The organism is Streptomyces sp. NPDC001027 (genome assembly GCF_040299045.1).
In the GTDB taxonomy this organism is placed as follows: Bacteria; Actinomycetota; Actinomycetes; order Streptomycetales; family Streptomycetaceae; genus Streptomyces.
On record NZ_JBEPBI010000105.1, the window covers coordinates 1 to 25,545 of the forward strand.

Annotated in this window: 30 protein-coding genes and 2 pseudogenes; 19 read left to right on the forward strand and 13 right to left on the reverse strand. The window is 70.2% G+C overall.

Annotated features, from left to right (window positions below; all coding sequences use genetic code 11):
* A pseudogene (locus ABT300_RS25440) lies at positions 1–143 on the forward strand (lamin tail domain-containing protein); the annotation flags it as partial.
* A 237-nt stretch (positions 144–380) separates the two neighbouring features.
* On the opposite strand, the gene ABT300_RS25445 reads toward ABT300_RS25440, so the two are convergent.
* The gene (locus tag ABT300_RS25445) at positions 381–617 is read right to left on the reverse strand and encodes a hypothetical protein (RefSeq protein ID WP_351679870.1); all 237 of its coding nucleotides are present in this window, start codon (positions 615–617) and stop codon (positions 381–383) included.
* Positions 618–972: 355 nt separating this feature from the next.
* On the opposite strand from ABT300_RS25445, the gene ku reads away from it, so the two are divergent.
* Positions 973–1,860, forward strand: coding sequence for a non-homologous end joining protein Ku (ku, locus tag ABT300_RS25450; RefSeq protein ID WP_351679873.1), 888 nt, complete (start codon positions 973–975; stop codon positions 1,858–1,860).
* Between the two features lies 1 nt (position 1,861).
* On the opposite strand, the gene ABT300_RS25455 is transcribed toward ku, so the two are convergent.
* Positions 1,862–2,209, reverse strand: a complete 348-nt coding sequence (locus ABT300_RS25455; protein WP_351679874.1) for a DUF6233 domain-containing protein — start codon at positions 2,207–2,209, stop codon at positions 1,862–1,864.
* Between the two features lie 205 nt (positions 2,210–2,414).
* Here ABT300_RS25455 and ABT300_RS25460 point away from each other — a divergent pair, with 205 nt between their 5' ends.
* Complete coding sequence (locus tag ABT300_RS25460) at positions 2,415–2,942, forward strand: N-acetyltransferase (protein WP_351679877.1); 528 nt, start codon at positions 2,415–2,417, stop codon at positions 2,940–2,942.
* Positions 2,943–2,997: 55 nt separating this feature from the next.
* Here ABT300_RS25460 and ABT300_RS25465 read toward each other — a convergent pair whose 3' ends face one another.
* A complete protein-coding gene (locus ABT300_RS25465; RefSeq protein WP_351679879.1) occupies positions 2,998–4,365 on the reverse strand; it encodes an NsdA family TPR-like regulatory protein in 1,368 nt (455 codons plus the stop codon).
* Positions 4,366–4,569: 204 nt separating this feature from the next.
* Here ABT300_RS25465 and ABT300_RS25470 point away from each other — a divergent pair, with 204 nt between their 5' ends.
* From ABT300_RS25470 to ABT300_RS25495, 6 genes are all read left to right on the forward strand, one after another.
* On the forward strand, positions 4,570–5,439 hold the full coding sequence (locus tag ABT300_RS25470) for an aspartyl/asparaginyl beta-hydroxylase domain-containing protein (RefSeq protein ID WP_351679881.1): 870 nt from the start codon (positions 4,570–4,572) through the stop codon (positions 5,437–5,439).
* 37 nt (positions 5,440–5,476) lie between these two features.
* On the forward strand, positions 5,477–6,391 hold the full coding sequence (locus ABT300_RS25475; RefSeq protein ID WP_351679884.1) for a nucleotidyltransferase domain-containing protein: 915 nt from the start codon (positions 5,477–5,479) through the stop codon (positions 6,389–6,391).
* Positions 6,388–6,954 (forward strand): SLOG cluster 4 domain-containing protein, encoded by a 567-nt coding sequence (locus ABT300_RS25480; protein WP_351679886.1) that lies wholly within the window; start codon positions 6,388–6,390, stop codon positions 6,952–6,954. Before ABT300_RS25475 ends, ABT300_RS25480 begins: the two co-directional genes overlap by 4 nt.
* Positions 6,951–7,475: an orotate phosphoribosyltransferase gene (locus ABT300_RS25485; RefSeq protein ID WP_351679889.1), complete on the forward strand. Its 525-nt coding sequence runs from the start codon at positions 6,951–6,953 to the stop codon at positions 7,473–7,475. The genes ABT300_RS25480 and ABT300_RS25485 overlap by 4 nt, the downstream gene beginning before the upstream one ends.
* Positions 7,472–8,131 (forward strand): HAD family hydrolase, encoded by a 660-nt coding sequence (locus ABT300_RS25490; protein ID WP_351679891.1) that lies wholly within the window; start codon positions 7,472–7,474, stop codon positions 8,129–8,131. The genes ABT300_RS25485 and ABT300_RS25490 overlap by 4 nt, the downstream gene beginning before the upstream one ends.
* Positions 8,132–8,355: 224 nt before the next feature.
* Positions 8,356–9,291 (forward strand): phosphotransferase family protein, encoded by a 936-nt coding sequence (locus ABT300_RS25495; protein WP_351679894.1) that lies wholly within the window; start codon positions 8,356–8,358, stop codon positions 9,289–9,291.
* Positions 9,292–9,359: 68 nt separating this feature from the next.
* Here the strand turns inward: ABT300_RS25495 and ABT300_RS25500 are convergent, their stop codons facing one another.
* Together ABT300_RS25500 and ABT300_RS25505 are read right to left on the reverse strand one after the other, a co-directional pair.
* The gene (locus tag ABT300_RS25500) at positions 9,360–9,617 is read right to left on the reverse strand and encodes a hypothetical protein (protein WP_351679897.1); all 258 of its coding nucleotides are present in this window, start codon (positions 9,615–9,617) and stop codon (positions 9,360–9,362) included.
* 92 nt (positions 9,618–9,709) lie between these two features.
* The gene (locus ABT300_RS25505; protein ID WP_351679899.1) at positions 9,710–9,970 is read right to left on the reverse strand and encodes a hypothetical protein; all 261 of its coding nucleotides are present in this window, start codon (positions 9,968–9,970) and stop codon (positions 9,710–9,712) included.
* Between ABT300_RS25505 and ABT300_RS25510 the strand changes: the two genes are divergently transcribed.
* Complete coding sequence (locus ABT300_RS25510; protein ID WP_351679902.1) at positions 9,957–10,328, forward strand: hypothetical protein; 372 nt, start codon at positions 9,957–9,959, stop codon at positions 10,326–10,328. The two genes, ABT300_RS25505 and ABT300_RS25510, sit on opposite strands and share 14 nt — an antisense overlap.
* A 116-nt stretch (positions 10,329–10,444) precedes the next feature.
* Here ABT300_RS25510 and ABT300_RS25515 read toward each other — a convergent pair whose 3' ends face one another.
* The 4 genes from ABT300_RS25515 to ABT300_RS25530 form a co-directional block, all read right to left on the reverse strand.
* Entirely contained in the window at positions 10,445–10,813 is a 369-nt protein-coding gene (locus ABT300_RS25515) for a hypothetical protein (protein ID WP_351679904.1), read from the reverse strand.
* Positions 10,814–11,359: 546 nt separating this feature from the next.
* Positions 11,360–12,049 (reverse strand): hypothetical protein, encoded by a 690-nt coding sequence (locus ABT300_RS25520; RefSeq protein ID WP_351679907.1) that lies wholly within the window; start codon positions 12,047–12,049, stop codon positions 11,360–11,362.
* A gap of 507 nt (positions 12,050–12,556) precedes the next feature.
* A complete protein-coding gene (locus ABT300_RS25525) occupies positions 12,557–12,865 on the reverse strand; it encodes a hypothetical protein (RefSeq protein ID WP_351679910.1) in 309 nt (102 codons plus the stop codon).
* Positions 12,856–13,452, reverse strand: coding sequence for a replication-relaxation family protein (locus ABT300_RS25530; protein ID WP_351679913.1), 597 nt, complete (start codon positions 13,450–13,452; stop codon positions 12,856–12,858). Before ABT300_RS25530 ends, ABT300_RS25525 begins: the two co-directional genes overlap by 10 nt.
* Positions 13,453–14,052: 600 nt before the next feature.
* Here ABT300_RS25530 and ABT300_RS25535 point away from each other — a divergent pair.
* Positions 14,053–14,766, forward strand: a complete 714-nt coding sequence (locus ABT300_RS25535; protein WP_351679916.1) for a tectonin domain-containing protein — start codon at positions 14,053–14,055, stop codon at positions 14,764–14,766.
* Positions 14,767–15,120: 354 nt separating this feature from the next.
* Complete coding sequence (locus ABT300_RS25540) at positions 15,121–15,519, forward strand: hypothetical protein (protein ID WP_351679918.1); 399 nt, start codon at positions 15,121–15,123, stop codon at positions 15,517–15,519.
* 22 nt (positions 15,520–15,541) lie between these two features.
* Here ABT300_RS25540 and ABT300_RS25545 read toward each other — a convergent pair whose 3' ends face one another.
* Complete coding sequence (locus ABT300_RS25545; protein WP_351679921.1) at positions 15,542–16,225, reverse strand: hypothetical protein; 684 nt, start codon at positions 16,223–16,225, stop codon at positions 15,542–15,544.
* Between the two features lie 297 nt (positions 16,226–16,522).
* On the opposite strand from ABT300_RS25545, the gene ABT300_RS25550 reads away from it, so the two are divergent.
* Complete coding sequence (locus tag ABT300_RS25550) at positions 16,523–16,759, forward strand: DUF8825 domain-containing protein (protein ID WP_351679924.1); 237 nt, start codon at positions 16,523–16,525, stop codon at positions 16,757–16,759.
* 468 nt (positions 16,760–17,227) lie between these two features.
* On the opposite strand, the gene ABT300_RS25555 is transcribed toward ABT300_RS25550, so the two are convergent.
* Positions 17,228–18,358, reverse strand: a complete 1,131-nt coding sequence (locus ABT300_RS25555; protein ID WP_351679926.1) for a zinc-ribbon domain-containing protein — start codon at positions 18,356–18,358, stop codon at positions 17,228–17,230.
* Positions 18,359–18,454: 96 nt separating this feature from the next.
* Positions 18,455–18,778 (reverse strand): annotated as a pseudogene (locus ABT300_RS25560) (zinc-ribbon domain-containing protein); the annotation flags it as partial.
* 249 nt (positions 18,779–19,027) lie between these two features.
* Here ABT300_RS25560 and ABT300_RS25565 point away from each other — a divergent pair.
* From ABT300_RS25565 to ABT300_RS25580, 4 genes are all read left to right on the forward strand, one after another.
* The gene (locus ABT300_RS25565) at positions 19,028–19,573 is read left to right on the forward strand and encodes a hypothetical protein (protein ID WP_351679929.1); all 546 of its coding nucleotides are present in this window, start codon (positions 19,028–19,030) and stop codon (positions 19,571–19,573) included.
* Positions 19,570–20,532, forward strand: a complete 963-nt coding sequence (locus ABT300_RS25570) for a hypothetical protein (RefSeq protein WP_351679932.1) — start codon at positions 19,570–19,572, stop codon at positions 20,530–20,532. Before ABT300_RS25565 ends, ABT300_RS25570 begins: the two co-directional genes overlap by 4 nt.
* A 166-nt stretch (positions 20,533–20,698) precedes the next feature.
* Positions 20,699–21,205 (forward strand): hypothetical protein, encoded by a 507-nt coding sequence (locus ABT300_RS25575; RefSeq protein WP_351679935.1) that lies wholly within the window; start codon positions 20,699–20,701, stop codon positions 21,203–21,205.
* Positions 21,206–21,254: 49 nt separating this feature from the next.
* Positions 21,255–21,875 (forward strand): hypothetical protein, encoded by a 621-nt coding sequence (locus ABT300_RS25580; RefSeq protein ID WP_351679938.1) that lies wholly within the window; start codon positions 21,255–21,257, stop codon positions 21,873–21,875.
* 46 nt (positions 21,876–21,921) lie between these two features.
* Here ABT300_RS25580 and ABT300_RS25585 read toward each other — a convergent pair whose 3' ends face one another.
* Positions 21,922–22,812, reverse strand: a complete 891-nt coding sequence (locus ABT300_RS25585; protein ID WP_351679940.1) for a hypothetical protein — start codon at positions 22,810–22,812, stop codon at positions 21,922–21,924.
* Positions 22,813–22,949: 137 nt separating this feature from the next.
* On the opposite strand from ABT300_RS25585, the gene ABT300_RS25590 reads away from it, so the two are divergent.
* Both ABT300_RS25590 and ABT300_RS25595 read left to right on the forward strand, forming a co-directional pair.
* Complete coding sequence (locus ABT300_RS25590; protein WP_351679943.1) at positions 22,950–24,254, forward strand: AlbA family DNA-binding domain-containing protein; 1,305 nt, start codon at positions 22,950–22,952, stop codon at positions 24,252–24,254.
* Between the two features lie 136 nt (positions 24,255–24,390).
* Positions 24,391–25,431: a DUF4238 domain-containing protein gene (locus tag ABT300_RS25595; RefSeq protein WP_351679946.1), complete on the forward strand. Its 1,041-nt coding sequence runs from the start codon at positions 24,391–24,393 to the stop codon at positions 25,429–25,431.
* Positions 25,432–25,545: the final 114 nt, after the last annotated feature.

Consider the following 25,545-nt stretch of genomic DNA (forward strand, 5'->3'; position numbering starts at 1 on the left):
GCCGCGACACCCGCACCGACCTCTACCAGGACCGCCGCGCCTACGTGTGGAACAACGACTACGACACCGCCACCCTGCGCGACGACCGCGGCCGCCTCGTCGACGACGAGTCCTGGGGCCACCGCCGCGGCGGCCGCCACTGACCCGCCCACCCTCCAACAGTGACCGTCATGCGGAGATCGCCACCGCCATGACTTTCAACGGCGCGCTGCCTGCATCTGGGGCGGCGCGCCGTTTCATCCTCCGCGGGGGAGGGATGCGCGTGCCGGAGGCGCTCGCGGTGCCCCGAACGACAGGACCATGCCCCTGGAAAGGAGATCTCCAGGGGCCCTCGTCGCCGGCGGCGTTGCCATGGTCCGCTGGTTGGCCCAGATGTGAGGCTAGGCATCGGCGCCAAGGTCTTTGCGCATGGCATCCCGAAGCCCCTGATAGGCCCGGTCATAGCGAAGCCGCCCGGTGACGCACTCGCTGCTGTCTCGACCGAATCCGTCGGCGACCACGTCGCGCAGGTCACGAAGCCGTCGGAAGGCATCGTCGGACTTCTCGACCACGTGGCGCGGCGCGCAGATCGACAGCTCGTACCGCAGGCTCGCGCAGGCTTCGAATGCTTCCCACACGGCGCGCCTGCGCTGCTGAGGATCGGGGTTCCGGCTCGCGCACGGTCACGCGGCAAGCGCGACGAGCCGATGCGAGAGCAGAGAGGCAGGAGACGTAGAGCGAACAGCAGTCCTCGATGTGCTGATCGCCCCGCCCCCGTCTCCACCGGCGATGATCAAGGATCCCGGCCGATGCCGTCGCGATTCCTCCACCCACGACCGTGCTGGCCGCCAGTGCGACCCGTTCCCTCGGCACCCCCGGGAGCTGAACTGTCGGGCGTCCGAGAGTGTCCCTGTCTGCCCGCGACGTCGAGGTGCCGGTGTCCCGGCCGGCTCATAGGCTGACCCTGCTCGGGGCCCGCGGCGGAGGTGCCCTATGCCCCGAACAATCTGGAGCGGCGCGATCAGCTTCGGCCTGGTCACGGTGCCGATCAACGTGGTCAGCGCGACCGAGGACCACAGCATCCACTTCCACCAGTACCACCTGGAGGACATGGGCCGGATCCGCACCCGCAAGGTGTGCGAGATCGAGGACCGCGAGGTCTCTCAGGCGGAGATCGGCAAGGGCTACGAGCTGACGAAGACCCAGGTCATCCCGATCAGCGACGAGGAGCTGCGGGATCTGCCGCTGCCGACGGCCAAGGCGATCGAGATCGAGGCGTTCGTGCCGCTGGAGTCGGTGGACCCGATCCGGATCGCGGAGGGCTACTACCTGCAGCCGGCCGGGCAGGTCGCGGCCAAGCCCTACAAGCTGCTGTGCCTGGCCCTGGCGCGTTCGGCGAAGGTCGCGGTCGCCAAGTACGCCTGGTCGGGCCGTGAGCGCCTGGGCCTGCTGCGGGTGCGCGAGGACGCGATCGTGCTGCACGCGATGCGCTGGCCGGACGAAGTCCGCGACCCCGGCGAGCTGCTCCCGCCACCGGTGGAAGTGGCCGAGGATGAGATCGAGGGCGCGCTGGCGCTGATGGAGACCATGGGCCGCGATGACCTCGCCGGCCCTGAGTTCGAGGACGCCTACACCGACGCCCTCGCAAAGATCATCGAGGCGAAGCGGGCGGACCAGCCGCTCCCGGACGCCCCGGAGCCTGGGAAGCCGGGCGAGGTCCTCGACCTGATGGCCGCTCTGACCGAGTCCGTGTCCAAGGCGAAGGCCGCCCGCGGCGAGGACGCCGACGTGCACGAGGTGCCGAAGTCGAAGAGGAAGACGGCGGCGGAGAAGCAGCCGGTCAAGAAGACCGCCGCGAAGAAGCCTCGCCGCAGCGCCTGAGTCACCCGTCGAGGAAGCCGAGCTCTGTGTCCGCCCGGCAGTGCGAGCAGGCGGCCACACCGCTGGCGAGCCAGCGCAGCGCCTCCACCCGTGTGATGCCGTGCGACCTCTTGCCCGCCATGTGGCAGTGCCCCTCGTGGATGTACACCGGGGGAGCGTCTCGGTTGAGACCGAGCTCCAGGAGCCAGGCGGGGGCCGGCGGCCGGGCGGCGGCGGCGCGCTGGCGTTCCTGCTCCTGGCGCTCGGCGTCCGCGATCTGCCGCTGCACCCGGTCCAGGGTCAGGATCAGCCAGGTCTCCAGCGTCCGAAGACGCAGGAGGTCAGGCGGCAGATCACGGGAATCGTTCACTCGTTCGATTCTAGTGGGCGAGCTGCCCCCGGCGGCGCCGTGCGGTTCGGTCCTGAGAGGGGACCGCCGGAGAGTGAGGGGTGCCGCCATCACGGTGTCGACGGGAGGCCCAAGCGAACCAAACGAGCGACACAGCCAGCGCGCAAGCGGCAAGGGCAGCGGCAGTCCACACGGCTGCCATCACGCCCAAAGACTCATTGACGTCGTGATCCGCACCCACGGCCCCGGCCAGGTCCCGCCGATGCTCGACACGATCGCGGACATCTGGTCCGACGCGCACCCCGAGCTGGTCGACACCCCGCGCGCTTCTACCGACGGCCTGTCTGCCACCGCGCTGCGCAGGCAGGTCACCAGCCACCTCCGCCACGAAGGCTTCACCCTGGGCGCGGCCTACGCGAGCGGCTCCATGGTCGGCTTCGGCTACGCCTTCCCGTGCACACCCGCCCGGAACTCCTGCCCCAGATCCCCGAACAGGTCCGTGCGGGCCGCCTCATGGGCCTGTGCGAGCTCGCAGTCACTCCCGCCCGGCAGTCCCAGGGCATCGGCTCCCGCCTCCACACCGGCCATCGACCCCGACTACGCCTCGCTGCTGGTTCGCCCGGGCAACACCGCGGGCCGGACCCTGTACGAACGCCTCGGCTACGCCTACGCGGGCCCGTACCGCAACGAGCCCGGTGGCCCGGTCTACGACCTGCTGCTCCTGAAGGTCGACAGCGAGGCCGTCGCGCAGTGACCACACGCACCCTGCCCCGACGACGACGGTCTTCGCGCGGGCGGACCGTGGGTGCTCACTCGGTGCCGGTGTAGTCCAGGAAGTCGGCGACGGCGGGGATGCCGCGTCGGCGGGCGAGCTTCTTGCGCAGGTCTTCGAGTGTGCTGGTGCCGCGCGCGGAGGTGACCCCGCCCATCCGGTCGACGGCGTCGTGCGCGGTGGCCACAGCGGCGTCGACGTCACCCAGGCTGAGGTGGGCTTCGGCGAGCCGGGCCAGGTAGATGGCGTGGCCGCGGGGGAAGGCGTCGCCGTTGTACGCCTCCTGGCTGGTGTGGACGGCGGAGGCTTCCATGAAGTGGACGACGGCCCGCTTGGGGTTGCCCAGGTTGAGGGCGGAGCTCCCGATGAGCTGGTGGGCCTCGCCGAGGTTGTACCAGTAGACGCACGGGAGGTCGTCCTCGATGGGTCCGGCGTGCTCGTAGGCGTCCAAGGCGGCGTTGGCGGACCGGTCGGCGGCCCGGGTGTCGCCGGCGTGTGCGTGGGCCCGGCAGGCGCGGGCGTGGAGCATGGACGTCAGACGGGCCGATCCGGCCCTCGGCGCCTGGGACAGAGCGGCTTCGACCAGGTCGATCGCGCCGCGCGGATCACCAGTCGAGTAGTGCTGGATCGCCCAGAAGGCGAGGGTGTTCGCCCCGACCACGGGATCGTCCGCGCTCGCTGCGGCCCGCAGGGCGGTGGAGTAGTGGCGTTCGGCGGCAGCCGCCTTCCCGCTGTCGTAGGCCGTCCAGCCCGCACTGCGGGACGCTTCGGCCGCCGCGGCGAACAAGCGGCGCTCGACACCTTCGCCGAAGGACGCGTTCTTCAGCGTGGCCCTGATCATGCGGAGTTCGGTGCGGGCAGCGTCGTAGACGTCGCCGGAGCCCACGGTGTCGTCCAGCCGGCGCAGGCTCTCCAGGCGGCGCTCGAAGTGATCGGGGACGTCGGCGCCGATCCGGCTGCCCGCGGTGGGGGCTGCTCCCGCTGGGGAGGCGGCGGACCATTGCGCCACGGTGGTGCCCAGGGTGACGGATGTGGTGATCAGAAATTTCCTGCGGTCCACCGGACCTCCTGTGATCTCCAGTGCCTGCACCGCGCCCGTGGTCGTCCACGGGAGGGTGAAGAGGGTGTGGTCCGGCAGGGCTAACAGCAGCCAGCCAGGCCAGCCGTGGGCGTGGATCGCCGCAGGCGGGATGTTTTCGAGCGCGGCCATGGCGAGCTGGGTGTGGTAGCTGGGGGCGTAGATGCCCGCGATCCACCGGGACGCCTTCTCCTTGCGGTACGCCATCTGCCCGTACCCCATGCGCTGGTGCTGCGCGGCGACCCGGAGCAGGTACGCCTGCGCGGTCGTCGCGCGTATGGCCAGCAGGTAGGCCAGCGGGTGGCGTTCGGCTGCGTCAGTGGTCACGGACCCATCCCTTTCGCGGGCGCGGGCGACACCAGTCTTCCGGCTCCCGGCGGGCGGGGGAAGGCCGCCCGGGGTGAACGGCAACGGGCGGCAACCATCCGCAACGGGCGGCAACGCCCATGGTCTGGGAGGCAGTTCGCCCGTGCGGTGTCCTTGCACGGCTGCCCGCCAGGGCCGCGTTCGACGACGTGTCAGGAGGACTTGATGGCGACCACATTTCCCGCAGCCGTCATGGCGGCGCAGGCCGGCCCCGGGCGGGCGGAGGTGCTTGATCAGGTCGCCCGGCTGGCCGACCTGGAGGAGTCCGCAGTCGAGCAGATGCGGGCCGAAGCGCTGGGGGCGCCCACGCGCGGCGTCGTCGCGTACGGCGAGTACCAGTCCGGCGGCTGGTGGACCACATCGCTGCTGAACCACAGCGGCGACCCGCACGACGTCGTGATCGGCGACGGGCGCCCCCAGCCCACCTCCCTACTCGAGGAGATGCCGGCCACCGCGCGGTTCCTCGCCGGGCTGGGACTCAACTTCATGTACGTGCGCCTCGCCCGCCTGGAACCGCACTCCTACCTGTGGGAACACCGCGACTACGCGGAACTGCGGGAGACCGACCGGCACCGCCTGCACATCCCGCTCGTCACCAACCCCTCCGCCGTCCTGGTCACCGCCGGGGCCCGGGTCCACATGGCGGCCGGATCCCTGTGGCGGCTGACCCCGTCGCAGGCCCACGGCGTGTGCAACACCACGGGCCCCGACCGGATCCACCTGATCGCCGACGTCTACGCGGACGACGCCTACCAAACCCTCGCCACCCGCCCGCACCTGCGCGACGGCGACGCCGCCGACCTGCCGGAGATGACCGAGGCCGACGGGGCCGGGCTGCTGGAGCGGGCCGGACAGCTCGCGGAGCTCGGCTTCACCGAGGCGGCCGAACAGATGCTGCTGCGCGCCTTCTACACCTACGCCCTGCCGGAGGGCGGCGCGTACGACCTGATCACCGAACTCCACGCGACCCGCCGCGCGGACGCCGACGTGAGCCGGTGGCGGGCCGCGAAGGCGCACCTGCTCGCCCGCCCCTGACCGAGCCCCGAACCCTTCACCCGAGAGGACACCGCACATGCCCACCGCCGTACTTCCGCCCACCGAGCTGACTCCGCTGGAGGAACTGGCTCACGCCCACCGGCCAGCGCAGCTCGCCGTCCTGGGCGACCTGGTCCACGCCCTGTCCGCCACAACCGCCGTGACGCACCTGCTGGTGCGCGGGTCGCTCGCCACCGGCACCGCGGACCGGTTATCCGACGTCGACCTGGTCGTCGCCGTCCGCGACGACCGGCTGCCCGCCTTGATGGACAGCCTGGACGCGCTGATGTCCACCACGTTCGGCACCCTGCTGCCGGGCTGGCGGGACACCATCGTCGGCAACCTGGGCGGGGCCGGGTTCGTCTACCTGCTGCCGTACGACGGCCACCTGCTGCAACTGGATCTGTACCTGTGCCCGACCAGCGCGGTCGAAGCGCTGCGCCGCAGGATCGGCCCCCGGCTGCTGTGGCAGGGCCCCGGAGCCGACGAACTCGCCGACGCCGACACCCAGCAGCGCACCGCGCAGGAGCTCGCCCGGGCGGCACAGGCTCCGGCGGACTGCGGTCATCTGCTGGTCCAGGCGATGGTGCTGCACGCGATGCTTCGCAAGCGCCTGGCCAGGGGCCAGCAGTACATCGCCTACGGCCTCCTGCACGACCTCAACGCCACCTGCCGGGACGTGATCCGCACCGCGCTGGTCCCGCACTCCCGGCACCACGGCTGGTACCACCTGCCCGACGAAGTCGGCCGGACCGCCACCGGCCGGGAGTGCCTGACGGAGCTGACCAAGGCGCTGACCAGCCCGTCCGTCCCCACCGTGGCGCAGGCCGACGACGCGTTGGACCGCATCGTGCGCCTCGCGCAGCGGATCGCCCCGCACGCCGTCGACTCGCTGACCGACCAGATCACCGCGTACCGCGCCTACCAGCAGCACGAGGAAGGACTGGCATGAACAGCACCGACCACGCCACGGACCTGACCGTGGCCCTGTTCGCCGGGGTCGTCCCGCCAGACGGCGAGGAACCGATGGCGGAGGCGGCCGGCGCCGCACTGGCCCGCGCCGGATACGCCCTCAAGCACGGCGGCTACAACGGACTGATGGAGGCCGCCGCCCGCGGCGCCGCCCGCCACCAGGTACCGGTCACCGCGATCACCCTGGCCGACCGACCCGACTGGGGAGCACTCAACCCCCACGTCACCACCACCGTGTACGCCCCGACCATGGGCAGCCGGCTGCACGCCTACCTCGATGACGCAGACCTGGTCGTCGCGATGGGCGGCGGCGTGGGAACGCTGCACGAACTGACCGCCGCTCTGTACTACGCGACCACGATCCGCTCCCTGCCCGTACGGCTGCTCGGACCGACCGCGTGCCGCCTGAGCGCGTTCCTGCGGGCGGAGGGGTGGCTGATCGAGCTGCCCACCCGGCCGCTGGGCTTCCTGCGCGAACTCCCCGACACCGAAGCCCTCGCCGCCGATCTCAAGGCCCTCGCCGCCGGGCGGTGCGCGTCATGACCCTGCCCGCCGTCCTGTTCGCGGAGAAGATCGCCAGCGTCGCTTACCGTCCGGGCCCCTACCGGCTGCCGGACGGCGGCACGCTCGACAGGTACTTCGACCCCTACCGGCTGGCCGGTGATCCGGAGCTGCTGACGGAGACCGCGGCCGCGCTCGCCGGCCTGCTGCCCGACGACACCGAGGCCCTGGCCGGTCCGGCGCTGGCCGGGGTGCCGCTGGTCACGGCGGCGTCCCTGCACACCGGTTTGCCCGCCGCCTTCTTACGCCCGGCGCCCAAGGAACACGGCACGTGGCAGCAGATCGAGGGCGCCGACCTGGGCGGCCGACGGACCGTCCTGCTGGACGACACCGCCCGCAGCGGCGCCAGTCTCCTGCGCAGCGCCCGCCTGCTGCGCATGGGCGGCGCACTGGTCGGCACAGCCGTGTGCGTCCTGGACCGGGACGCGGGCGCAGCCACCCTGCTCGCCGACCACCACCTGGTCCTGCGCGCCCTGGTCCGAGACCCGGACGGTGCCCGGTGACGGACTCCCGCCAAGCGGCACTGTTCGACCTGGACGGAGTGCTGCTGGACAGCGCTGACGCGGTGCGCTCCACCCTCGCGGCGGTCGCCACCTGCGCTCTCGGGCGGCGCGTGACGCCGGGCGACCTTCCGCCCGGCGCGCTGCGCCGCCCCCGCATCGAGGTCCTGGCGCTCCTGGACGTCGCCGATCCCGACGACGCGTGTGACCGCTGGTGGGACGGCGCCATGTCGGCCAACCCCGTGAAGCCGTTCCCCTGCGTGCTCTCCGGCCTGCTGGCCCTGCGCGCGCAGGGCACGGCCACCGGCGCGGTCACCCTCCAGGATCCCGACCGCCTGCGGTGGCTGCTGCCGCCGGCGGTGGCCGAACTGCTGGACGTCGTCATCACCCGCCAGGACACCCGGCCCAAACCGGCCCCGGACGGATTGCACGCTGCCCTGAGTCAGCTGGACGTCCCACCGGAGCGCGCGGTGTATGTCGGTGACAGTCCCACCGACATGACCGCGGCCCGCGCCGCCGGCGTCGTCGCCCTCGGAGCGGTCTGGGGCTGGCATCCACCCGCTGCGCTCCGCGCTGCCGGGGCCGATCACCTCCTGCCCGAGCCCGCCAGCATCGGGCCGTCCCTGCTGCACCACCTGCCCCTAATCGGCAGCGCGTGACACAGCACCACCACTACAGTGGAGGGGCGTCCCTACGGGCGCCCCTTTGCACTTCTGCACTCAGAGGACACAGGCGAATGCGCGTGATGCGGCGACGAGCGCCCGGCGTCGAGCTGGAGCACTGAGCGAGCGGTTCCCCGCTCCTCAGCCCCGACTCGCGGTCCGGCTCGGCGCGCACCCCATCACCCCGCCACCCGTTTCCCGGACCTCTGAAAGCTGCCCCGATGCCTGTACCGCCCACCAGCGGCCGTCTGCAATGGACCGACGTCCCCACGCCCCTGCGCGCCCGCCTCGAGGACGCCCTCGGTGCACCCGTCACCGACACGGTCACCCCCGGCGGCGGCTTCGGCCACCAGCTCGCCGCCGCGCTCACCCTGGCCGACGGCCAACGGGCCTTCGTCAAAGCGGCCCCCGACGACGACCCGCTGACCGACGCCAACGTCCACGAGGCCGCTGTCCTCGGCTCGCTGCCGCCCGGCACCCCGGCCCCGGACCTGCTGGGCATCCACCGCGCCGCCGATTGGACCGCCGTCGTCATCGCCCACCTGGACGGCCCGCACCCCGACCTCTCCCCAGCCTCCGGCGACGCCGAACAGACCTGGGCTCTGCTGGACAAGCTCACCTCCAGCCCCGCCCCAGCCCCGTACGTCGCGGCGGTGAGCACCACGCCCTCCACCACGGCGGCCCTGCACGGCTGGGACGAACTACTCGCCGACCCGCCTGTCGACCTCGCCCCCGCCGCCCGTGACCGCCTGGAGCAGCTTGCCGAACTCGAGGCGGCCTGGCCGGGCCTCGCCCACGGTGACCGCATCGTCCACGGCGACCTGCGGGCCGACAACATGGTCCGCGACCACCACCTTGGCGTGACCTTCGTGGACTGGGCACACGCCACCACCGGCCCGGCCTGCATCGACGCGGCCTCCCTCGCCCCGCAGCTCATCCTCGCCGGACACGCGCCCGCCGACGTCGCCCGGCTGCTCCGCGACCATCCCGCCACCGCCAGCAGCCCCGAGACCACCACCGCGTTCCTCGCCGCGCTCACCGGCCACTGGCACCGCAACGCCCGCCAGCCCGCACCCCCCGGCGCCCCCGGACTGCGCGCCTACCAGCACCGCGCGGCGGCAGCCGGCCTCGCGCTCCTCAGCCACCGCCTGAGCTGAAACCGCGGCTGTCCCGCTCTCGTGTCAGTGGCCGGTCGGCCTCGTGTCAGCGGCGTGGGCATCTCGTGTCAGCAGGGCGTCAGCCCAACCCACCCGATGTCACGGACCTCGATCGCTCCGGCGTGCGGCATGAACTGGATCCAGCACCGCCGTCCGAACGCTTCCCGGATCTCCTCCACGGAGCCCGGGTCGCGGACGTCGGGCCAGGCCCTCGGATCCATCCGCGCGACCTCCACGAGCGCCATCACCTCCTGGCGGGCCTGGTCGTCCGGCAGCTGCGCCATGACCTCCACCGCGAGTTCCTCCACCACCACGCCGTACCGCATCCCGCACACCCCCGTGTGATCGACTCGGGCAGCAGCGTACGGAGGAACCGCCGATCGCGTTGAAGCCTGTGGATAACCCACGTCCGTGCTTCTCAACGGCCCCGGAGCGCGGCACGGAGGGCGGCGACGTGGGGCCGGATGAACTCCTGCGCCCGCTGTTCGGCCTGGACGTGTTCCTCTTCGGTCAGGGCCCGCCGTACGCACAGTTCGGTGATCTCGACTTCGTACGTGCGGTAGTCGTCCGCGGGCCGGGTCAGCGGGACGGGGTACAGGTGCCAGCCGTGCGCGGTCGCCCGCCACAGCTGCCGGTCGGCCTCGGTCAGGGTGCCGTAGTGCTCGATGAACATCGCCACGACGTCCGCGGTGAAGTACGTCGCCGGCCTCGCACCCCGGGCAGCCGTCCTTGCCGGTGCACATCGCCAGGCGCCGGTCGTGGCGCGGTGGCCAGAAGCGGGGATGGGCGCGCTGCTGGGTGTAGGTGCGGCCGACGGGGCGGCGGTGGACTTCGACGTGGCCTCCGGCCTCGAGGCGGCGGACCGCCCGGCGTACGGCGGCACGCTGCGCGTCGCTCGGCTGCTCGACTCCGTAGACGACGCGGGCGAGACCGGTGACCGAGGCGGCTATCGGGGTGCCGTCGATGCCGCTGCGCCCGCCGGGCTCGCTGCGCACGTACGCCAGCACGGCCCGCTGCACTCGCCCGAGTCCTCGTGACACGTCTCCAGTGTCCCGCTCCGCCCGGGTCTGGGATACGAGCGCTTACGGCTCCTCTTCCGTGCCAGTGAAGGTTGCGCACGTGCCATCGAAGGTTGATCGGCAATGGCAGGTCTTCACAGGTGCTGGAGATCTTGACGGATCTGGTCTCGAAGCAGGCCGATGCGTTGGGCAAGGGTCTCTCGATCTTCAGCAAATCGCCTGTGATACGTCCCTACAGCCGAGTCTCCACGCTCAGCCAGTTCTAGCCAGATGCTGGCGTCGACAACGATTTGCTTGGCGCTCGCAAGCAGGGCGGTTACGGCTTCGACGACCTGGCTGGGCGCTTCCAAATCAACGACCCGAGCTCGCTCCAGAAGGGCCTCCTCGGCAGATCGGAGATCTACGACTCCGCGCCGGACCGGTTCCACCTGGCTCCCGCCAAGAGATGGCGACACGGAACGGGCCTTGGCCTGGAAATGGTGAGCTGCGCCCATGAACGCCACGTAGGCATCCCGGCGTAGCTGACGACGCCACTGTGCGTGCGTTCCGGCTAGTTGGTCTTGTGACTGCCGTCGGAGCGCTACCGCAGAAACCAACCCGGAGATCGCAGCCCCTAAGACACCAACGCCAGCGCCCGCGACCGCAGCCCACCCCTGGTCCATATCAGCATTATGCGAGGCAAGCAGCCCGACGATTCCTGACGCGTCAGCACTACATGCCGATCTCGCGGTTTCGGGGGCCCCAAGCTCGGTGCTGGACCGGGCTTTGCAGGGATCCTGACCAGTGCGATCAATCTTCGATGGCGCGAACTCGCGTCCGCTCAAGGTTCTGTGGCGAGTGCTCAACCTTCGATGGCAGAGGACAGTTCCGCCCGGGGTGATCGGAGTGAAGGTGTTGGGCATCTCAGCAACGAACGCTTACGCCCGCGCCCGCAAAGGCCGGCCCTTCCACGGCGGGCGCCAGGACGACGAAGCCTCCGGGGCCCAACCGGCCCCGGAGGCTTGTCCCTTGCTCCGCAGAACTCGTTCAACGAACGGGTCCCGTCGGCGTCACGCCACGGCGGCCTGCTTCGCCAGGGCCGCGAGCGGGGAGCGCCGGCCTTTCTCGACTGAGCGCAGCTGCTGCCAGTCGACGTCGGTCCGCGTGGCGAGCGCGTCGACGGACGCCGTGGTGTAGAGCGCGACGTCGACGGCTCCGGCCCGGGAGGTGCCGAAACGGACCTCGATCGATTCGGCGGGCCTGATCCACTTCAGGCGCAGCATCCAGTCGAACTCCACCCTGCGGACCCCGAGCCGCTCGGCTGCCTGCTCCGGTCCGAGCGGGGTGTCGGCGGCGACCAGCTCCGCGAGGTCCTCGCGCTTGCAGACCTCCGCGACCTGGCCGGGGTGGACCAGCGATCCGTCGGGGTTCGCGCTCAGCTCGGTGAGCAGCTTCCGCCCGATGAATCGCCGGACGACGAACGACGTCACGTGCGCCCCCTCGCCGATCACGTTCGGGGTGCCCAGGGCGTCGGCGATCCGGTCCGCCGCCGCGCCGCCGGAGATCGGCGGGGAGGGCATCGCGGCCCGGATCGCGTCGGCGTCCAGCGCCTCCACAGCGGCCCGCGACCACTGCCAGGAGGACACGTCTGGTGCCGGGATGAGCCCGATGTGCCGCGCCCACCGGAAGGCAGCCGCGGACACCTTCAGGCGCTTGGTGGCCTGGGCCGCGTCGTACTCGGCCAGTCGTACTCGTGCCATGAGATCACCTCTCGCTCGTTCGCCTTGAAACAGCGGGACAGAACATGACAGAACACTATAAAGTGTGTCAATACTCTTTCAAAACAGGCAAGTTGGGCCCGTGCAGCTAGAACTGCGCACACGTACGCGAGGGAAAATCACCCGCCCGGACGCTCCGCTCGTGCCGTCCTGGTCGGGCCGACCATGACCCCGACCACGCCTTCCGCCGTGCTGTGTCCAGCCCCGACCATGGCTGGTCAGCGCACCGATGACGCCCGCAGAGAGCGCGAGGCGGCTGGTTGCTTCTCGTGTTGCCCTTCTGGGCGTCCCTCGTAGTGCCTCTCGTAGTGCTCCTCCTGGTGCCCCTCGTGTTGCTTCGACCGGTTGGCCGTCGGTGTTCGGATGCACGGCTGAGACCAGGTCGACAAGGGGCGGATACGCGCTGGCCTGGTGGCCGACTACTTCGCTACGGAGGGTCTGCGGGCGAAGCGCAGTACAGACCCGTGCCGCGTCTGCGGCGGCCGCGCGTCAGGCCTGCCGATGCCCGGACTCCGTCCAGCTCACTCGCTGGCCCGGGTCGTGGACGGGGCGCCACACGGGTGCGCAGGGGCCGTGCTGGAGCAGGTCGGCCAGCGGCGCCGCGAGGACGGGGACGTCGTACGGGAAGCGGGCCAGCAGCCCAACCGCCGCGTGCAGGGCGCGGATCCGGTTCTCGGCACCGGCGGGGCCGGTGCCGTCCAGGACGAACAGGACGCGGGGGAAGAGCGGGTAGCGCCGCCGCCACTCCTCCACCGCCGGCTCCTGGACGGTCGGCCGGTGCCCCGGGATCACGGGCACGTAGCGGTGAAGGCGTTCGTACGCGGACAGCTTGGCGGCGAGGCGCTCGGGCCCATGGTGGCCCGGTCGACTTCCACGAACGCCCGCAGCATCGACCCGTTGTCGCCGTCGGCGGGGCCGCGCCGGTAGTACAGGAGCGCGTCGGGGATGACGGCCTCGCCGCTCCCGATCGGGTGGTGCACCTCGGGGATCCAGTCCAGTGGCTCGCACACGTCGCCGCGGCGGTGGGCGTCCTCGAGGAAGACGAGCGCGGTCTCGGTCACCGTCAGCGTGTGGCCGGCTTTCAGCCGCACGGCGGTCGGATCGGACACGGTCCTGGAGGGCCGGCGCCCACGCAGCTCGGGCCACTCGCAGGCGAGCTGCACGCCGTACGCGGTCGGGAACCACACCCGGGTCCGCCTGGCCTGCGGCAAGGTGATCCGGTCGACCAGCCCCTCCTCCCGCAGGCGGGCCAGCCGCCGCCGGGTCTGCTCGACACGCACCCCGGGTGCGATCACCCGGTGCATCTGCTCGGTGGTCGCCATCCGGTACTGCGCCAGCACACCCAACGCCAGACGGTCCCCGCTGCCCACGTCCACGCCGATCATCACGGATCCGCTCGCTTCCCTGCCGGTGCGGCACCGGTCTACCCGGCGCCGCGCGTCCTGGTCACAGCAACAGCTGGCCCCGACCAGAACCCCGACCACGAAGACCCGACCACGGTCACGAAGCGACAACACCCCCGTGGACCAGGCCCACATCCCCGCCGACAACCCGTCCGACCGCCCGCGCCCTCCGCCGCGCCCATCCACGAATCCGCAGGTCACCACGCTGACCCTGCCGTGGTCGGGAGGTCGACATCCCCTCTACTGGGACATCCGCAGCGCGAGGCCTCGGCCCACACCGTCACAGAGAGGCAATAGAGCCTCGGCGACGGCGATCTGACGCCTACGGGTCCGCTGACTGCCGGGTCGTACTGGGCAGACGCATGAACTGGCGCCCGTGTCGATCGCCCTTGAGCAGGACAGCTCTTTCAGCCGATCTACTCCGAGCCGAGCTGTCCGCGCCCCTACCTCCGTAAGACGGCCGAAGGCTAAACATTGGTTTATCGCCGTATTAGGTACTTGGGCAGAAACTATCCCGCTGTGTCTGCTCATTTCATCACCCATGATGGCTTCCGACACCGGTCAACGGAGGGGGATTTCGGCATGGCTGATTGGGTGAAGATCGCGGGCGGTCTCGCCGCCATCTCGGCAGGGTCCAGGACGACGGTGTGGGGGGTGAACCACGGGAGCGCCATCTACCGGTACACCAACTACGACGCCAGCCCGTGGATCAACATCCCCGGCGGTCTGAGTGACATCGGCGCGGGCGCCGACGGCACCGTATGGGGTGTCAACGGCGGCAACCAGATCTTCCGGTACGCCGGGGACCAGGGCGCGTCGAACCCGTGGGTGAACATCTCCGGCAGCCTGGTCCGCATCGACGCGGGATCCCGGACGAACGTGTGGGGGGTGGACTCCGCCGACGCCATCTACCGGTACACGAACCACGACGCCAGTCCGTGGATCAAGATCCCCGGGGCGCTGAGTGACATCGGCGCGGGCGCCGACGGCACCGTATGGGGTGTCAACGGCGGCAACCAGGTCTTCCGGTACACCGGGGACCAGGACAGCTCGAACCCGTGGAAGAACGTCGCCGGCAGCCTCAAGCGCATCGCGGTTGGCTCCCGCACGAACGTGTGGGGCGTCGATCCCGCCGGCAGCATCTACCGGTACACCAACAACGACGCCAGCGGCACCAACCCGTGGATCAAGATCCCCGGCACCGCCCACGACATCGCCGCCGGCGCCGACGGCACCGTGTGGCACATCAACCCCGGCGGTGAGATCTACCGGTACACCGGCGACCAGCCGAGCTGACTCCTGCCCCTCGATCGCGTGCGGGCCCCTGGCCGGGACAGGCCGGGGGCCCGCACCGGTGTTCTGGTGGGGCCGCGTCCGGATCGTGCAGGAGCAACAAATCCCTCGCCCGGCCCCAGTCACATGGGGGCCGCCGCAGCCTTGGCCTTCAGGAGCACGCCTGGTGGACACACTGCACCGGCTCACAAGCCGCTGAGCGTTGACGCATGACACGGAGAACGGCACGTCCACGCCGAGCTGCTGGCCCGCTTCCGCCAACGGAGCAGGTTTCAGGTGATCCGTGCACCAAATGTGTTGCGCCAGATATGATCACTCCGACCGCTCCTGAGCTGCGTAAACTCCACCCGCACACTCATGGCGCCCCGGAGAATCTGCGGCGATTTCGACTGCTCGGGCGAGGACATCGAGCGGGACCGGGTGGCGCGCACGGGCTGTTGGAGCCACACCGAGCGGGTGCTGTTGACCTACGAGCAGGTGCGCGCCTACGAGCTGCCCGCGACCGAGGGCAAGCGCGGCGATCCGAGGTGGCCGGCCTTCGCTCGCCGCTACGGCTTCGACCCCCGCCGCCCGGTGCAGTGGGAGGTGGAGGCGCTGGAGCCGGCCGAACTCCGGCGCATGGTCCTCGCCGCCGTCGACCCGTACATCGACCGCGACGTCCTCGCCCGGCAGATCGCCCGTGAGGAAGAGCAACGCCGCGCCCTGGCCGCCTTCCTGGACGGCTGGGACGCGGCGGGCGGGGGAGCACCCTCGTAGTGCTGTTCCGGCGCGGGGGCGCTCAGGCGGGTGCCGGTGCCGGGCGCAGCGATGCCAGCGGAGAGCGCCGGCCTTTCTCCACCGCGCGCAGCTGCTCCCAGTCGACTTCGGGGTGGTCGGGGACGATCGCGTCGACGGACGCCGTGGTGTAGAGCGCGACGTCGACGGCCCCGGCCCGGCTGGTGCCGAAGCGGACCTCGATCGACTGCGGGGAGCGGACCCAGCCGAGCCGCACCATGCGGTCGAAGCCGACACGGCGTACCCGGAGCCGGGCGGCGGCCTGCTCGGGTCCGAGCGGGGTGTCGGCGGCGACCAGGTCCGCCAGGTCCTCGCGGCGGCAGACCTCCGCGACCTGGTCGGGGCGATGCAGCGTCCCCTCGGGGTTCGCGCTCAGGTCGACCAGCAGGCCGCGGTCGACGAACCGGCGCACCACGAAGGCCGTCACGTTCGCCTTCTCGCCGATCACGTTCGGGGTGCCGAGCGCGTCGGCGATCCGGTCGGCCGCCGCGCCACCGCCAATCGGCGGGGAGGACATGGCGGCCCGGATGGCGTCGGCGTCCAGCGCCTCCACAGCCGCCCGTGACCACTGGTAGGACGACGCGTCCGGTTCGGGGATGAGGCCGGTGTGCCGGGCCCACCGGAAGGCCGCTGCGGGGACCTTCAGGCGCTTGGCGGCCTGGCTCGCGTCGTACTCGGTTCGTCGCATGAGATCACCTCTCGCTCGTTCGCCGGAAGTGGCGGACAGAACGTGACAGAAGACATGAAAAGCTGTCAATACCCCCTAGAGAAAGGCAAGTTGGGCACACACCGCCAGGACTGTGCCCGCGTACGCGAAGGGAAATCACCCGCCCGGGTGCCGCTCCAGACGGGCCGGACCGTCGTGGTGTGGGGGCGACCACGGCCCGACCGTGAGGCCGACCACGCCCTGCGCGCCCCGACCACGGGCGCCGGGGAGGGCGTGTCCGAAGTGACACGCAATTCGAACAAGCGATCTAATGCCGGTATGGACGTGACCGACTTCCCCGACGACCTGGTGCAGACGCAAGCCGCCTGGAACGCCACCTACCAAGCACTCGCCGCACCCCGCCCCCGCGACACCACCGCCCTGCGCCGCCGCCTGCTGCTCCTGTCCGTACGGCTGTGGTGGCACCCCTACTGGGAGACCGTCCCCTCGGTGCCGGCGGCACGCTCCGAGCTGCGCCACCTCGCCCGCACCCACGGAGCCGTCCGGGCCGCGTGACCGCACAGCCCGGTCGACCAGGAGCACGAGGTTGCGCCAAGGGTTGCGCCTATCTGTTGCGCTGGAGGTTGCGCCAAGGGTTGCGCCGGGTGTTGCGCGGCCCCCAGGACCGTCCCCGCGTCCGCGCAGGTCACCACCCGGTTTTGGCGTGGTCGGCCCGATGACATCCCCGTTGCGGCTGCTCTGCCCATGTCCCTTGGCTGGAGTGAAGGAGGAAGGGACGGGCGGGATGGGCGGCGTCGGCCGCGGCCGGGGATCGGGGCGCGCTCAGCCGGTTGCGCGTCGGCCGGGGCCTCCGCGCGTGCCGCCATCGCACGGCGAATCAGCCGTTCGGCGACGAGCTGACCGAGCTGGTCCAGGCGCAGGCCGATACCACCGGCTTCGTGGTCCTGCACCGATGGGTGGAGATCCTTGAGCGGCACTTTCCCACCTGCCTGACCCCGACAAGGTGGCCGAGTAGCCCGGCCCTCACCACAAGGCAGACTGCACGCCCTCGATCCGCCCCGAGATGGACTGAGGTGCGGGCCGGTCATCGGCCGGTGGAGCAGCGGATTGCCGCTCGTTGATCAGACGCTGCGCCAGCGCAGCTCCCAGACGGCGCCCGCCCTTGAGATAGGCGCGCGCACGCTGACGGGTGTCGTCGGACCACGACGCCAGCGGCATCAGGTGCTCGACAACGATGCTGGCGGCCGTGAACGGGTCCGCCAGGTACGGCACGACCACGTCGCCAAGCCGGGTCGGTCGCAGAGGTTCCTCACGTACCCGCACCACCATCCAGCCAGGCCGGTGGTGTTCTACGGCCTCCGCCTTGAGCCGATCGCGTTCCTCAGCGTCGCGGTGCCAGTACGAGCCGTCGAACTCCACGGCCACGGCCTGGTCGTGGACCGCCGGGAAGAGCATGTCGAGCCGGTAGCGGCCGTGCAGCGTCTGCAGCGGGTACTGCTGCTCTCCGCCGGTGAGGACGAGCTGGAGTTCGGCGAACAGTTCCGTCTCCTGCCGGGAGACGCTTGTCCGCTTCCGGCAGCGCGGGCAGCCCTGCCTGCCCATGAAGACGTGCGCCACCTGGGCGGACCAAGCTTCGTGTCCGGCGGGGCACAGCCACCAGACCGGCACGTTGGCCCCGGCGGTCACCTCCGCCGGGGTGAGGAACTCATTTAGGGACGGGTGCCACAGCGCCGCGATTTCGGGACCCTCGCGCGACAGCGCCTGGTAGCGCACCCGGCCGGAGCAGGAGGGGCACGCGGCCAAGTCGCGGACGCGGTGGAAGACCTTGGCCCGGAACTCGCCGGCGCACACGGTGCACTTCCACCAGACCAGGCGGTGCGAACCAGCGGTGACCGCTTCGGCCGTCAGCCCGTCGTTGCGCTCGGGGTGCCACTGCCCTGCCAGGTCCGGCCGCGCCTCGGGCAGAGCGGGAGCACGCTTCCTCCGGGCGCAGGCCGGGCAGCCCGACCCGGCGACGGTCCGGTGGCTCACCTTCGCCTCCCAGCGGTGTCCACGGGAACAGCGCCATCCCAGCCGTACGCGGGAGTTGACCGGCAGTTCCGCCACGTCGGCCGGTGCGGTGTCGGGGTCCGCCTGCGCGAACAGCTCGGGCATGTCCGCCAAACGCCTGTCCGGTGCATCGCGGCCGGCCCTCGCGCAGGCCGGGCAGCCGGTACCGCGACTGCGGTTGGATATGCGCGCCTGGTACTCGTGCCCCACCGGACAGCGCCACCAGACCTTGCGCTGCGAGCCGGGCCCGAACTGGTCCGGCGAAGCGTCGTTGCGCGGGTGCCACTCAGCTACCAAGTCAGGCGAGTGCTCGCTGAGTGTGACCCGGCCACGGGGCACGTACCCGGCGCACTGCGGACAGCCGGTCCCGGCGACACGGGAATGGACCTGCGCCTGCCAGACGTGCCCGTCGTCGCACCGCCAGAACACAGCCTTGTGAGAGCCGGGGCCGATCTGCGCCAGGTCCAGGTCGGCGTTCAGGTCCGGGTGCCACTGGGCGGCGATGGCCGGGTGCTCGGTGACCAGGAACGGTGCGACGTGTCATGGGCACGCACCGTAGGACGCGCCACTGACATGCCCTTGCCGACGTCACCGGACTGGAAGGAGGCGACTCAGGCCATCACCCGGGGCTGGCAGGGTTTCGGCCACCGCCTCTGATTGCCCGGCGGGCCTCGGACAACTGCGGGTACGGTCGATCAGTTTGACGGCTGGCGGCGACTGCCGGTGGGAAGTGTCCGGTAGGCGTGTTGTCGCATTGCGGGTGGGGGTGGTTCGGTGAGCAGCACCGAGCAGAAGATCGAGGAGCAGTTTGCGCAGATTCAGCAGAAGGTCGGCGCTCGCCATGCCGAGGTGCTGAAACACGACGTCGACGACGACCAGTTCGCGGTGGAGTACGCCCGGCTGGTGAACGTCACTAGCAAGCTGGTGGAGTTCGAGAAGACGATTCCCGAGCGTCTGGCCGAACCCGACCGCAAACGCAGTGAGCGCATCGTGACGTGGTCCTGGCGCGGCCAAGCGGCCGTCGGCGCGGTGCTGATCGCGCTCGTCTTCGTCCTCGACCGCTCGACCTGGTGGCTGGTCCTGCTGGTCCCGCACTTCGCGGGAACAGTGGCCGGATGCTTTCAGAAGGTCGATGCCGAACAGCACCGTGACCGCCGCCTCGGTGCTATCGGACTGCACGTGGTCGCGCTCCTGGTGGCCCTCATCAGCCTGAGCGTGATCAGCCGGTGGTTCATCATCGCCGCCGCTGTGGGCTGGATGTTCGTTGCCGGGTCCTCGATGGACAGCACGGAGGCAGGCGCGAAGGGGGCACGGCGGTGAGCGACGACTACGGCTATCAGGTCCGCCGTCTGGAGACCCGGACCGGCGGGGTGGAGCACGAGCTGCACTCGCTGCGTTCGAAGCTGGGGGAGGTCGAAGACCTCGACTACGAGCTGCGCGACATCCGTGGCGGCATCCGTAGCCTCGAGGACGATCTCAGCACCGTCCGCAACGACCTCGCCGAGCTGGACGACGACGTACGCGGCCACATCCAAGACACCGATCAGTCCCTCAAGCGGCTGACCGGCCGCGTCCAGGCCCTCGAAGCCCACCTACTCGCCGCGGGCGGCGCCCCACTCGCCGACCTCGACACCATCGACCCGGAGTGGAAGAAGCTGGCCAGGACCGCCAACCACGGCTGGCACGTACGCTCCGGCCTGCTCCCCAGACACCAGCGCGAGGCACACCGCCTCAAGGTCCGCGAGTACGAAGGCGCGATCACCGAACGCGACGAGCACCGCGACAAGGTGGTGGAGGCCGCCGGCATCCTGGCCAGTCAGCCGCGCACATCCCGCGAGTTCAAGCAGGCCGTCATGGACTTCGGCATGTCCCACACCCTCGCCACAAGCCACGATCAGCGGGCCCGGCAACTGGCCGACCCCGCCCGAGCCGCCCAGGCCGCACTGGCCCAGGACGACACTCTGAGGCAGGCGAAGGCGTCGCTGATCGAGCAGGGCGACAAGGCGGAGCGGAAGCTGAACTGGCTGCTGCGCGGCCGTCTGGCTGACGCGATCCGCGACCGCGCCCTGCTGCCCATGTGGTTCGTGACCGTGCTCGGTCCCGTGCCGCCGGCGCACAAGACGCAGGAGTGGATGGACCTCGCCACCCAGGTCCTGGCCTACCGGGTCACCTACGGGATCACGGACCAGGTCGTCGCGCTCGGACCGGCGCCGGACGAGTACGTGCCGCGCCGCACCGAGTGGCACCGCGAACTCACCAAAGACCTGCGCCGCTGGTAGCCCGCGTGGGCGAGCGACACTGGCCCCGGCTTCCTGTCCTGTGTTGTGCCACTGCGTTGCAGCCCCACCCCGGGGGCTCACACGCGGCCGGCCTTGGCAGCGAGTGGGCGGGAGCTCCGGACCGGGCCCGGCCTCAGCCCCCGAGGGCGTGTGCATACTGCTGGCCATGACGTCCCCGCTCAGCACCCGTGTGTACGTGATGACCGTCGCGCTGCTGGTGTGCGTGGTGAGTAGCGGAGCCTGCTTCGGCTTTGTCCTGGACAACTGGTCGGGGGCCGTGGTGGGCGCGACTACCACCAGCCTGGGCGCGGGATTCGGCATGCTCGCCCGCCCCCGGCCAGCTGTGACTTCCGTCCAGGCCGTCAGCGGCGACGGCTATGCGGAAGGGATCGCCGACACGGTCCTGTTGAGCATCGCGATGTACGAGGCCGCGGTCTTCCCGCTGACCTCTGACGGGGCGAGCGATGAGGAACAGGAGGCCCGCCGCACCGTCGCGTACCGGCTCTCCGCCTATGACGGCCTGCCCCGTTCCGTTCGGGTGTCGGCCGCCGCCGCGCTGGAGGCCCTTGACGACGGCCTGGACGCCGAACGTGCCCGAGCCGCGGTGAAAGACCTGTCACTCGCGGTCTACGACTGCCGTGGCAACCGTCGCCCGGGTCGCGAGCCTCGCTGATCCGGCACAGCCGCTCACGTTCGAACTGGCCCGGTCAATCTGCGCCGTGATGACGTCGATGTCTTCGCCGCTGTCCGCGAACGTGCTGGACTGGTGGCGTCCCGTACGCAACTCCAGAGGAGGGGCCATGGGCGAGGTCGCCACGGCCGTGTCCGACGAAGCGTTCGCCGCACTTGCCGACAACGTGGGTCACATTCTGGAGACCCGCGCCCTGCTGTGCGTCATCGCGCCAGAGGACGTTCAGGGCGTAGTCGTGGTGGAGGCCGCTCTCAGCCGCTGCGCCGGGGCCGACCCCGTCATGGTCACGACCGCCGCCCCGGGCAACCTTGCGGCGCTCCTGGACGCGTTCCACGACGCTCTGCACCTCGGTGCCCGGCCGCGACGGCTGGCCGACGCACAGCAGGCTGTCGAGAACGAACTCGCCTGGCGCCCCTGGCCGGTGGTGGTCGTACGCGATGCCCACCTGCTGAGGACCGAGGCCCTGCTGTACGTCTACGGATTGTGGAGCCTGTTCCAGCGGCGTGAACGCCGGATGCCCGTCGTCCTGGTGGGACCCGAGCGGATCCGGTCCGTGCTGCGCCGGCCGTCACTCGCCAGCCTGGAGAGCTGCATCTTCATCTGGCACCGCCTCACGACGGCCGACGGCAACCGGCTACGGAGGGCCACCTGACAGTCCGGAAATAGTCCTCAAGCGCGCAAGGTGCCAGGTATCGGCGTCACAGGGAGTCGAAGTCGGGTTCCCAGTCGTCATCCACCTCTTCTTCTGTGCGTAGTGACTGGGCCTTCATGTCCGCGAGGTCCAGTTCCGGTCCGGTCAGAGTGAGCTCGCAGACCCGGCACCCGAAGTAGCGCGGGAAGAACCAGATGTCGCCGTAGTCGCCGCTCTTGTCCCGCCCGCTGACGAAGGCAGGACTTTCGCACGCCGGACACTGCGCGGGGATGTGCAGAAGCCATCGGCTGGGCAGAGGCGCTGCCGACAGACTGGCGACCACGGCCGTCTTCTCGCTGTCGGACAAACGCTCTGTCTTCTTCGCGAAGGTCGCCTGCGCCCGCCGGACCTTCGCCGCGTAGCGCAACTTCAGCTCGGACATCGTCTTCTCTACGAGGCCCTTGCACACCTCGTAATGGCCCTCCCAGAACCAATCCGGCTCCTTCGCCAGATCGGGCAGCAGCGAATCGATGTACGTCACACCAGCTGTCAGCAGCTCCCTGCACTCGTTGGACGGCCGTCCCCACCCCATGTGAGTGATGCCGTTGCGGGCCTCCCTCAACGCCACGAGTTGCGCGGGCACCTGACCCTTCCCTACTTGTGCGAGCCTCGTCACGGCCTCCGCACCACCGACGGTCTTGAGCCCGGCACGCCCCGTCTCTACCTTGTCTTCCTGGCCGCCCAGTACCAGCAGATCCTGCACGGACGGCTTGGAGGTGGCCAGCAGCGTGAGGGCGACGGATGCCAGACATGCCTTGGCCAGGTGCTCGACAGCCACAGCCATGTGATGTACAGCGAAGTCCTGGTCCGCAGGCTCTTCGAGGTAGGCGTCGATGGCTGTCCGAGCCCATCGCCGTGCTGAACTCACCAACTCGTCGCGGATCTCATCCTGGTTCATCGGAGAACCGTAATGCGCCCGAGGCCGATATGTGAGGCATGGCGAGTCACCGGAAATGCGTGGTGACGGCCTGGTGATCCCGTTTAGCGTGATCTGGCTGGCGATCGTCAGCATGTGGTGAACACACTGGAGTTCCGATGGTTCTGCCCGCACGACTCACTGCCGCCCTGGGACGACACCCCGACGACCTCACCGAGGACGATCTGCAGCGTGCGGTCGAGAACCACATCCCCGAGAGTGTCGACCTCGACTGGAAGAAGGACTTCTACCAGGGCACCGACCCGGGCAAGAAGGAGCTCGCCAAGGACGTGTCCGCCATGGCCAACACCGCCGGCGGCATGGTCGTCATCGGCGTCCACGACGGCAATCAGGACCACGCCCACCATCTGGACCCCGTCGATCCGGTGCCCGGCCGTGGTGAGGAGTGGATCCGCTCGGTGCTCGCGAACTGGATCCAGCCCGTCGTACCCAACGTGGGCGTCCGACAGGTGAAGTCCGCGAGCGAGGTGGGCAAGATCTACTGGGTGCTCACCGTGCCACCGAGCACCCAGGCCCCGCACGCGGTCGCGGCTCCGGGCAACGACTACCACTTCCGCGTCCACGTCCGGCACGGCACCACAACCCGCACCCTCGCTGAATCCGAGATCGCCCAGCGCTACCGTGACCGCTTCCAAGCCGCCTCCGACGACGTCGACCGCCTCCATCAGGTCGCCGACGTGGGCTTGGGCTACCTGTCGGGCTACCTGACCAGCACGGCCCACGGCCGCAGCCCCAAGACGACCTACCCCGGCTGGGTCAGCCTGGCCGCCGTTCCGGCCGTCCGCGGCACCTATCCCGTGACCACACGGGTGGACAGGGAAGCGGCGTTCGACCGCTTCGCCAAGCTCGCTGGCGAAGGCGTGACCACCAACGTGCAGCCCGCCCGCCCCGTGCTGGTCGGCCGCCGCCAGGTCCGCTTCGAGGGCGTACCGACCGGCCAGCTCCACCAGGACGGCAGCTTCTACGCGGCGAGGCCCATCAACCTCCAGAGCGACCACACCAACGACGACGGCCCCAAGCGGCTGTTCCAGAGCGGACTCGAACTCGACCTCGTAGCCCTGGTACAGGCTGCCGCGGCCTGGGCGGCGGAGACCGGATCGGCCGGCGATCTGATGCTGTCCGCCGCGCTCCACCGCTTCGACGACAGCGACAAGCCCGTACACCTGATCGCGGCGGAGCACGCCTTCCCTCATGGCCACGCGATGCCGTTCCCAGCAACGCCCGCGCAGACCACGGGCGATCTCTCCGCCATCGTCACCGATCAGCGAGAGGCCGTCGTCGTGGCCTGGGCACTCGTCTCCGACCTCTTGGCCGACATGGGAGCGCACGAGCCTCACGTCCTGACCCCCGAAGGAGAGATCCTGATGGACCGGCTCGGGGGCTTCCGGCACATGCTGCGGTAGACGCCCTCGACTGACCCCAGGCCCTGCAAAGGTCTGGGTCCGGTGGTGCGGGGAGCGGTCAGGAAGTTGTCTTAGTAGTCGGCCCGTTTGGACACCGCTGTAGCGGGGCCACGGGGCGGGAGGGAGGGGGAGCGGTATGGAGTGGAAGCTGGTCAGCCGGGTAGCCAATCCGTGGGGCCAGGTCCCGGTGTCGGGTGGCGGCCAGGCAGTGAACCCGCGTGTGCAGGAGTACATGGCGAACGTGGCGGCGGCAGCGGCACGACGCGACTGCGTCTCGCGCAGGCACCACTACGTTCCCCAGGCCTACATGAAGGCCTGGAGCCCCGATGGCAAGCGCGTACGGGTTTTGGACACGATCAACGGCTTTGACCGCCTCCGGGGCCTCCGGGACACCTGCGTTCGGGAAAATTTCTACCGCGTTACAGACCCTCTTGGCGCGCCGCACAATCAGGCTGAAGCGATGCTTGCCGTCATCGATGACGAGACCGCAAGGCTTTTGCGTCTGCTGCGCGGATGGGAGCCGGACGACGACATGGACTTCGATGACTTCATGTCGCTCGCCGTGGTCCTCGCCTTCCAGCGCAACCGCACACCGCAGCGCAAGCGCCTGATGGAGGCGCAGGACACCTGGATGAGGAAGCGCGCGCTGCAGGAGACACCGACCCTGACGACGACGGGATTCGTAGCAAGTCTCTTCCGCAGCGCGTACGGGGCAGCCGACGAGCATTCCACCCGACAACTTGAGCTGTGGGACGACCCCCGAGCGCGGTTGATCACCAGCGACCAGCCAGTCATCCTGTCGACCGATGCCTCCGGGCGCTCTCCTTCGACGCTGACGAGCCAATACCTGTGGTGGCCCCTCAGTCCTTCCCGACTGCTCGTGCTTAGCCAGAACCTGCAGCCGCAGAAGGTCGTCCATCGCATTTTGGCCCGTAGGGAGGTTGACCGACTGCGCGCAGCAGTTATCAGGAATGCTGAAGCAGCGGTCATCGCCCTTCCACAGGACATGGACCTTCCTGCTGGCCGAAGCCTGCGACGCAGACAGCAGCTTTCCGTAGCCTGCACGCCCATTGACCCGAAGGTACCCCGGTGCCGCATCGAGCTTGGCGCCAGTTATGGGGCTGAGACCCTCGACCAGGCATGCCGACCTTTGTGCGCCATGGTGGCAATGGGGTAGTCCTGACGCATCGATTACGCCAGGGCTTCGGCGTAGTCGGCTGACGCCCGCTTCCTGACGGATGACCAGATTGGGTGGGGTCGGGTGCAGAACAGGCACGGCCGCCCCGTGATC

Excerpts from the sequence above, each read along its gene's own strand:
- ku (WP_351679873.1), top strand. The coding sequence starts at position 973 with ATGCCCCGAACAATCTGGAGCGGCGCGATCAGCTTCGGCCTGGTCACG.
- ABT300_RS25470 (WP_351679881.1), top strand. The coding sequence starts at position 4,570 with ATGGCGACCACATTTCCCGCAGCCGTCATGGCGGCGCAGGCCGGCCCC.
- ABT300_RS25475 (WP_351679884.1), top strand. The coding sequence starts at position 5,477 with ATGCCCACCGCCGTACTTCCGCCCACCGAGCTGACTCCGCTGGAGGAA.
- ABT300_RS25480 (WP_351679886.1), top strand. The coding sequence starts at position 6,388 with ATGAACAGCACCGACCACGCCACGGACCTGACCGTGGCCCTGTTCGCC.
- ABT300_RS25485 (WP_351679889.1), top strand. The coding sequence starts at position 6,951 with ATGACCCTGCCCGCCGTCCTGTTCGCGGAGAAGATCGCCAGCGTCGCT.
- ABT300_RS25495 (WP_351679894.1), top strand. The coding sequence starts at position 8,356 with ATGCCTGTACCGCCCACCAGCGGCCGTCTGCAATGGACCGACGTCCCC.
- ABT300_RS25500 (WP_351679897.1), bottom strand. The coding sequence starts at position 9,617 with ATGCGGTACGGCGTGGTGGTGGAGGAACTCGCGGTGGAGGTCATGGCG.
- ABT300_RS25510 (WP_351679902.1), top strand. The coding sequence starts at position 9,957 with ATGAACATCGCCACGACGTCCGCGGTGAAGTACGTCGCCGGCCTCGCA.
- ABT300_RS25520 (WP_351679907.1), bottom strand. The coding sequence starts at position 12,049 with ATGGCACGAGTACGACTGGCCGAGTACGACGCGGCCCAGGCCACCAAG.
- ABT300_RS25530 (WP_351679913.1), bottom strand. The coding sequence starts at position 13,452 with ATGATCGGCGTGGACGTGGGCAGCGGGGACCGTCTGGCGTTGGGTGTG.
- ABT300_RS25535 (WP_351679916.1), top strand. The coding sequence starts at position 14,053 with ATGGCTGATTGGGTGAAGATCGCGGGCGGTCTCGCCGCCATCTCGGCA.
- ABT300_RS25540 (WP_351679918.1), top strand. The coding sequence starts at position 15,121 with ATGGCGCCCCGGAGAATCTGCGGCGATTTCGACTGCTCGGGCGAGGAC.
- ABT300_RS25545 (WP_351679921.1), bottom strand. The coding sequence starts at position 16,225 with ATGCGACGAACCGAGTACGACGCGAGCCAGGCCGCCAAGCGCCTGAAG.
- ABT300_RS25550 (WP_351679924.1), top strand. The coding sequence starts at position 16,523 with ATGGACGTGACCGACTTCCCCGACGACCTGGTGCAGACGCAAGCCGCC.
- ABT300_RS25555 (WP_351679926.1), bottom strand. The coding sequence starts at position 18,358 with ATGCCCGAGCTGTTCGCGCAGGCGGACCCCGACACCGCACCGGCCGAC.
- ABT300_RS25575 (WP_351679935.1), top strand. The coding sequence starts at position 20,699 with ATGACGTCCCCGCTCAGCACCCGTGTGTACGTGATGACCGTCGCGCTG.
- ABT300_RS25580 (WP_351679938.1), top strand. The coding sequence starts at position 21,255 with ATGACGTCGATGTCTTCGCCGCTGTCCGCGAACGTGCTGGACTGGTGG.
- ABT300_RS25585 (WP_351679940.1), bottom strand. The coding sequence starts at position 22,812 with ATGAACCAGGATGAGATCCGCGACGAGTTGGTGAGTTCAGCACGGCGA.
- ABT300_RS25590 (WP_351679943.1), top strand. The coding sequence starts at position 22,950 with ATGGTTCTGCCCGCACGACTCACTGCCGCCCTGGGACGACACCCCGAC.
- ABT300_RS25595 (WP_351679946.1), top strand. The coding sequence starts at position 24,391 with ATGGAGTGGAAGCTGGTCAGCCGGGTAGCCAATCCGTGGGGCCAGGTC.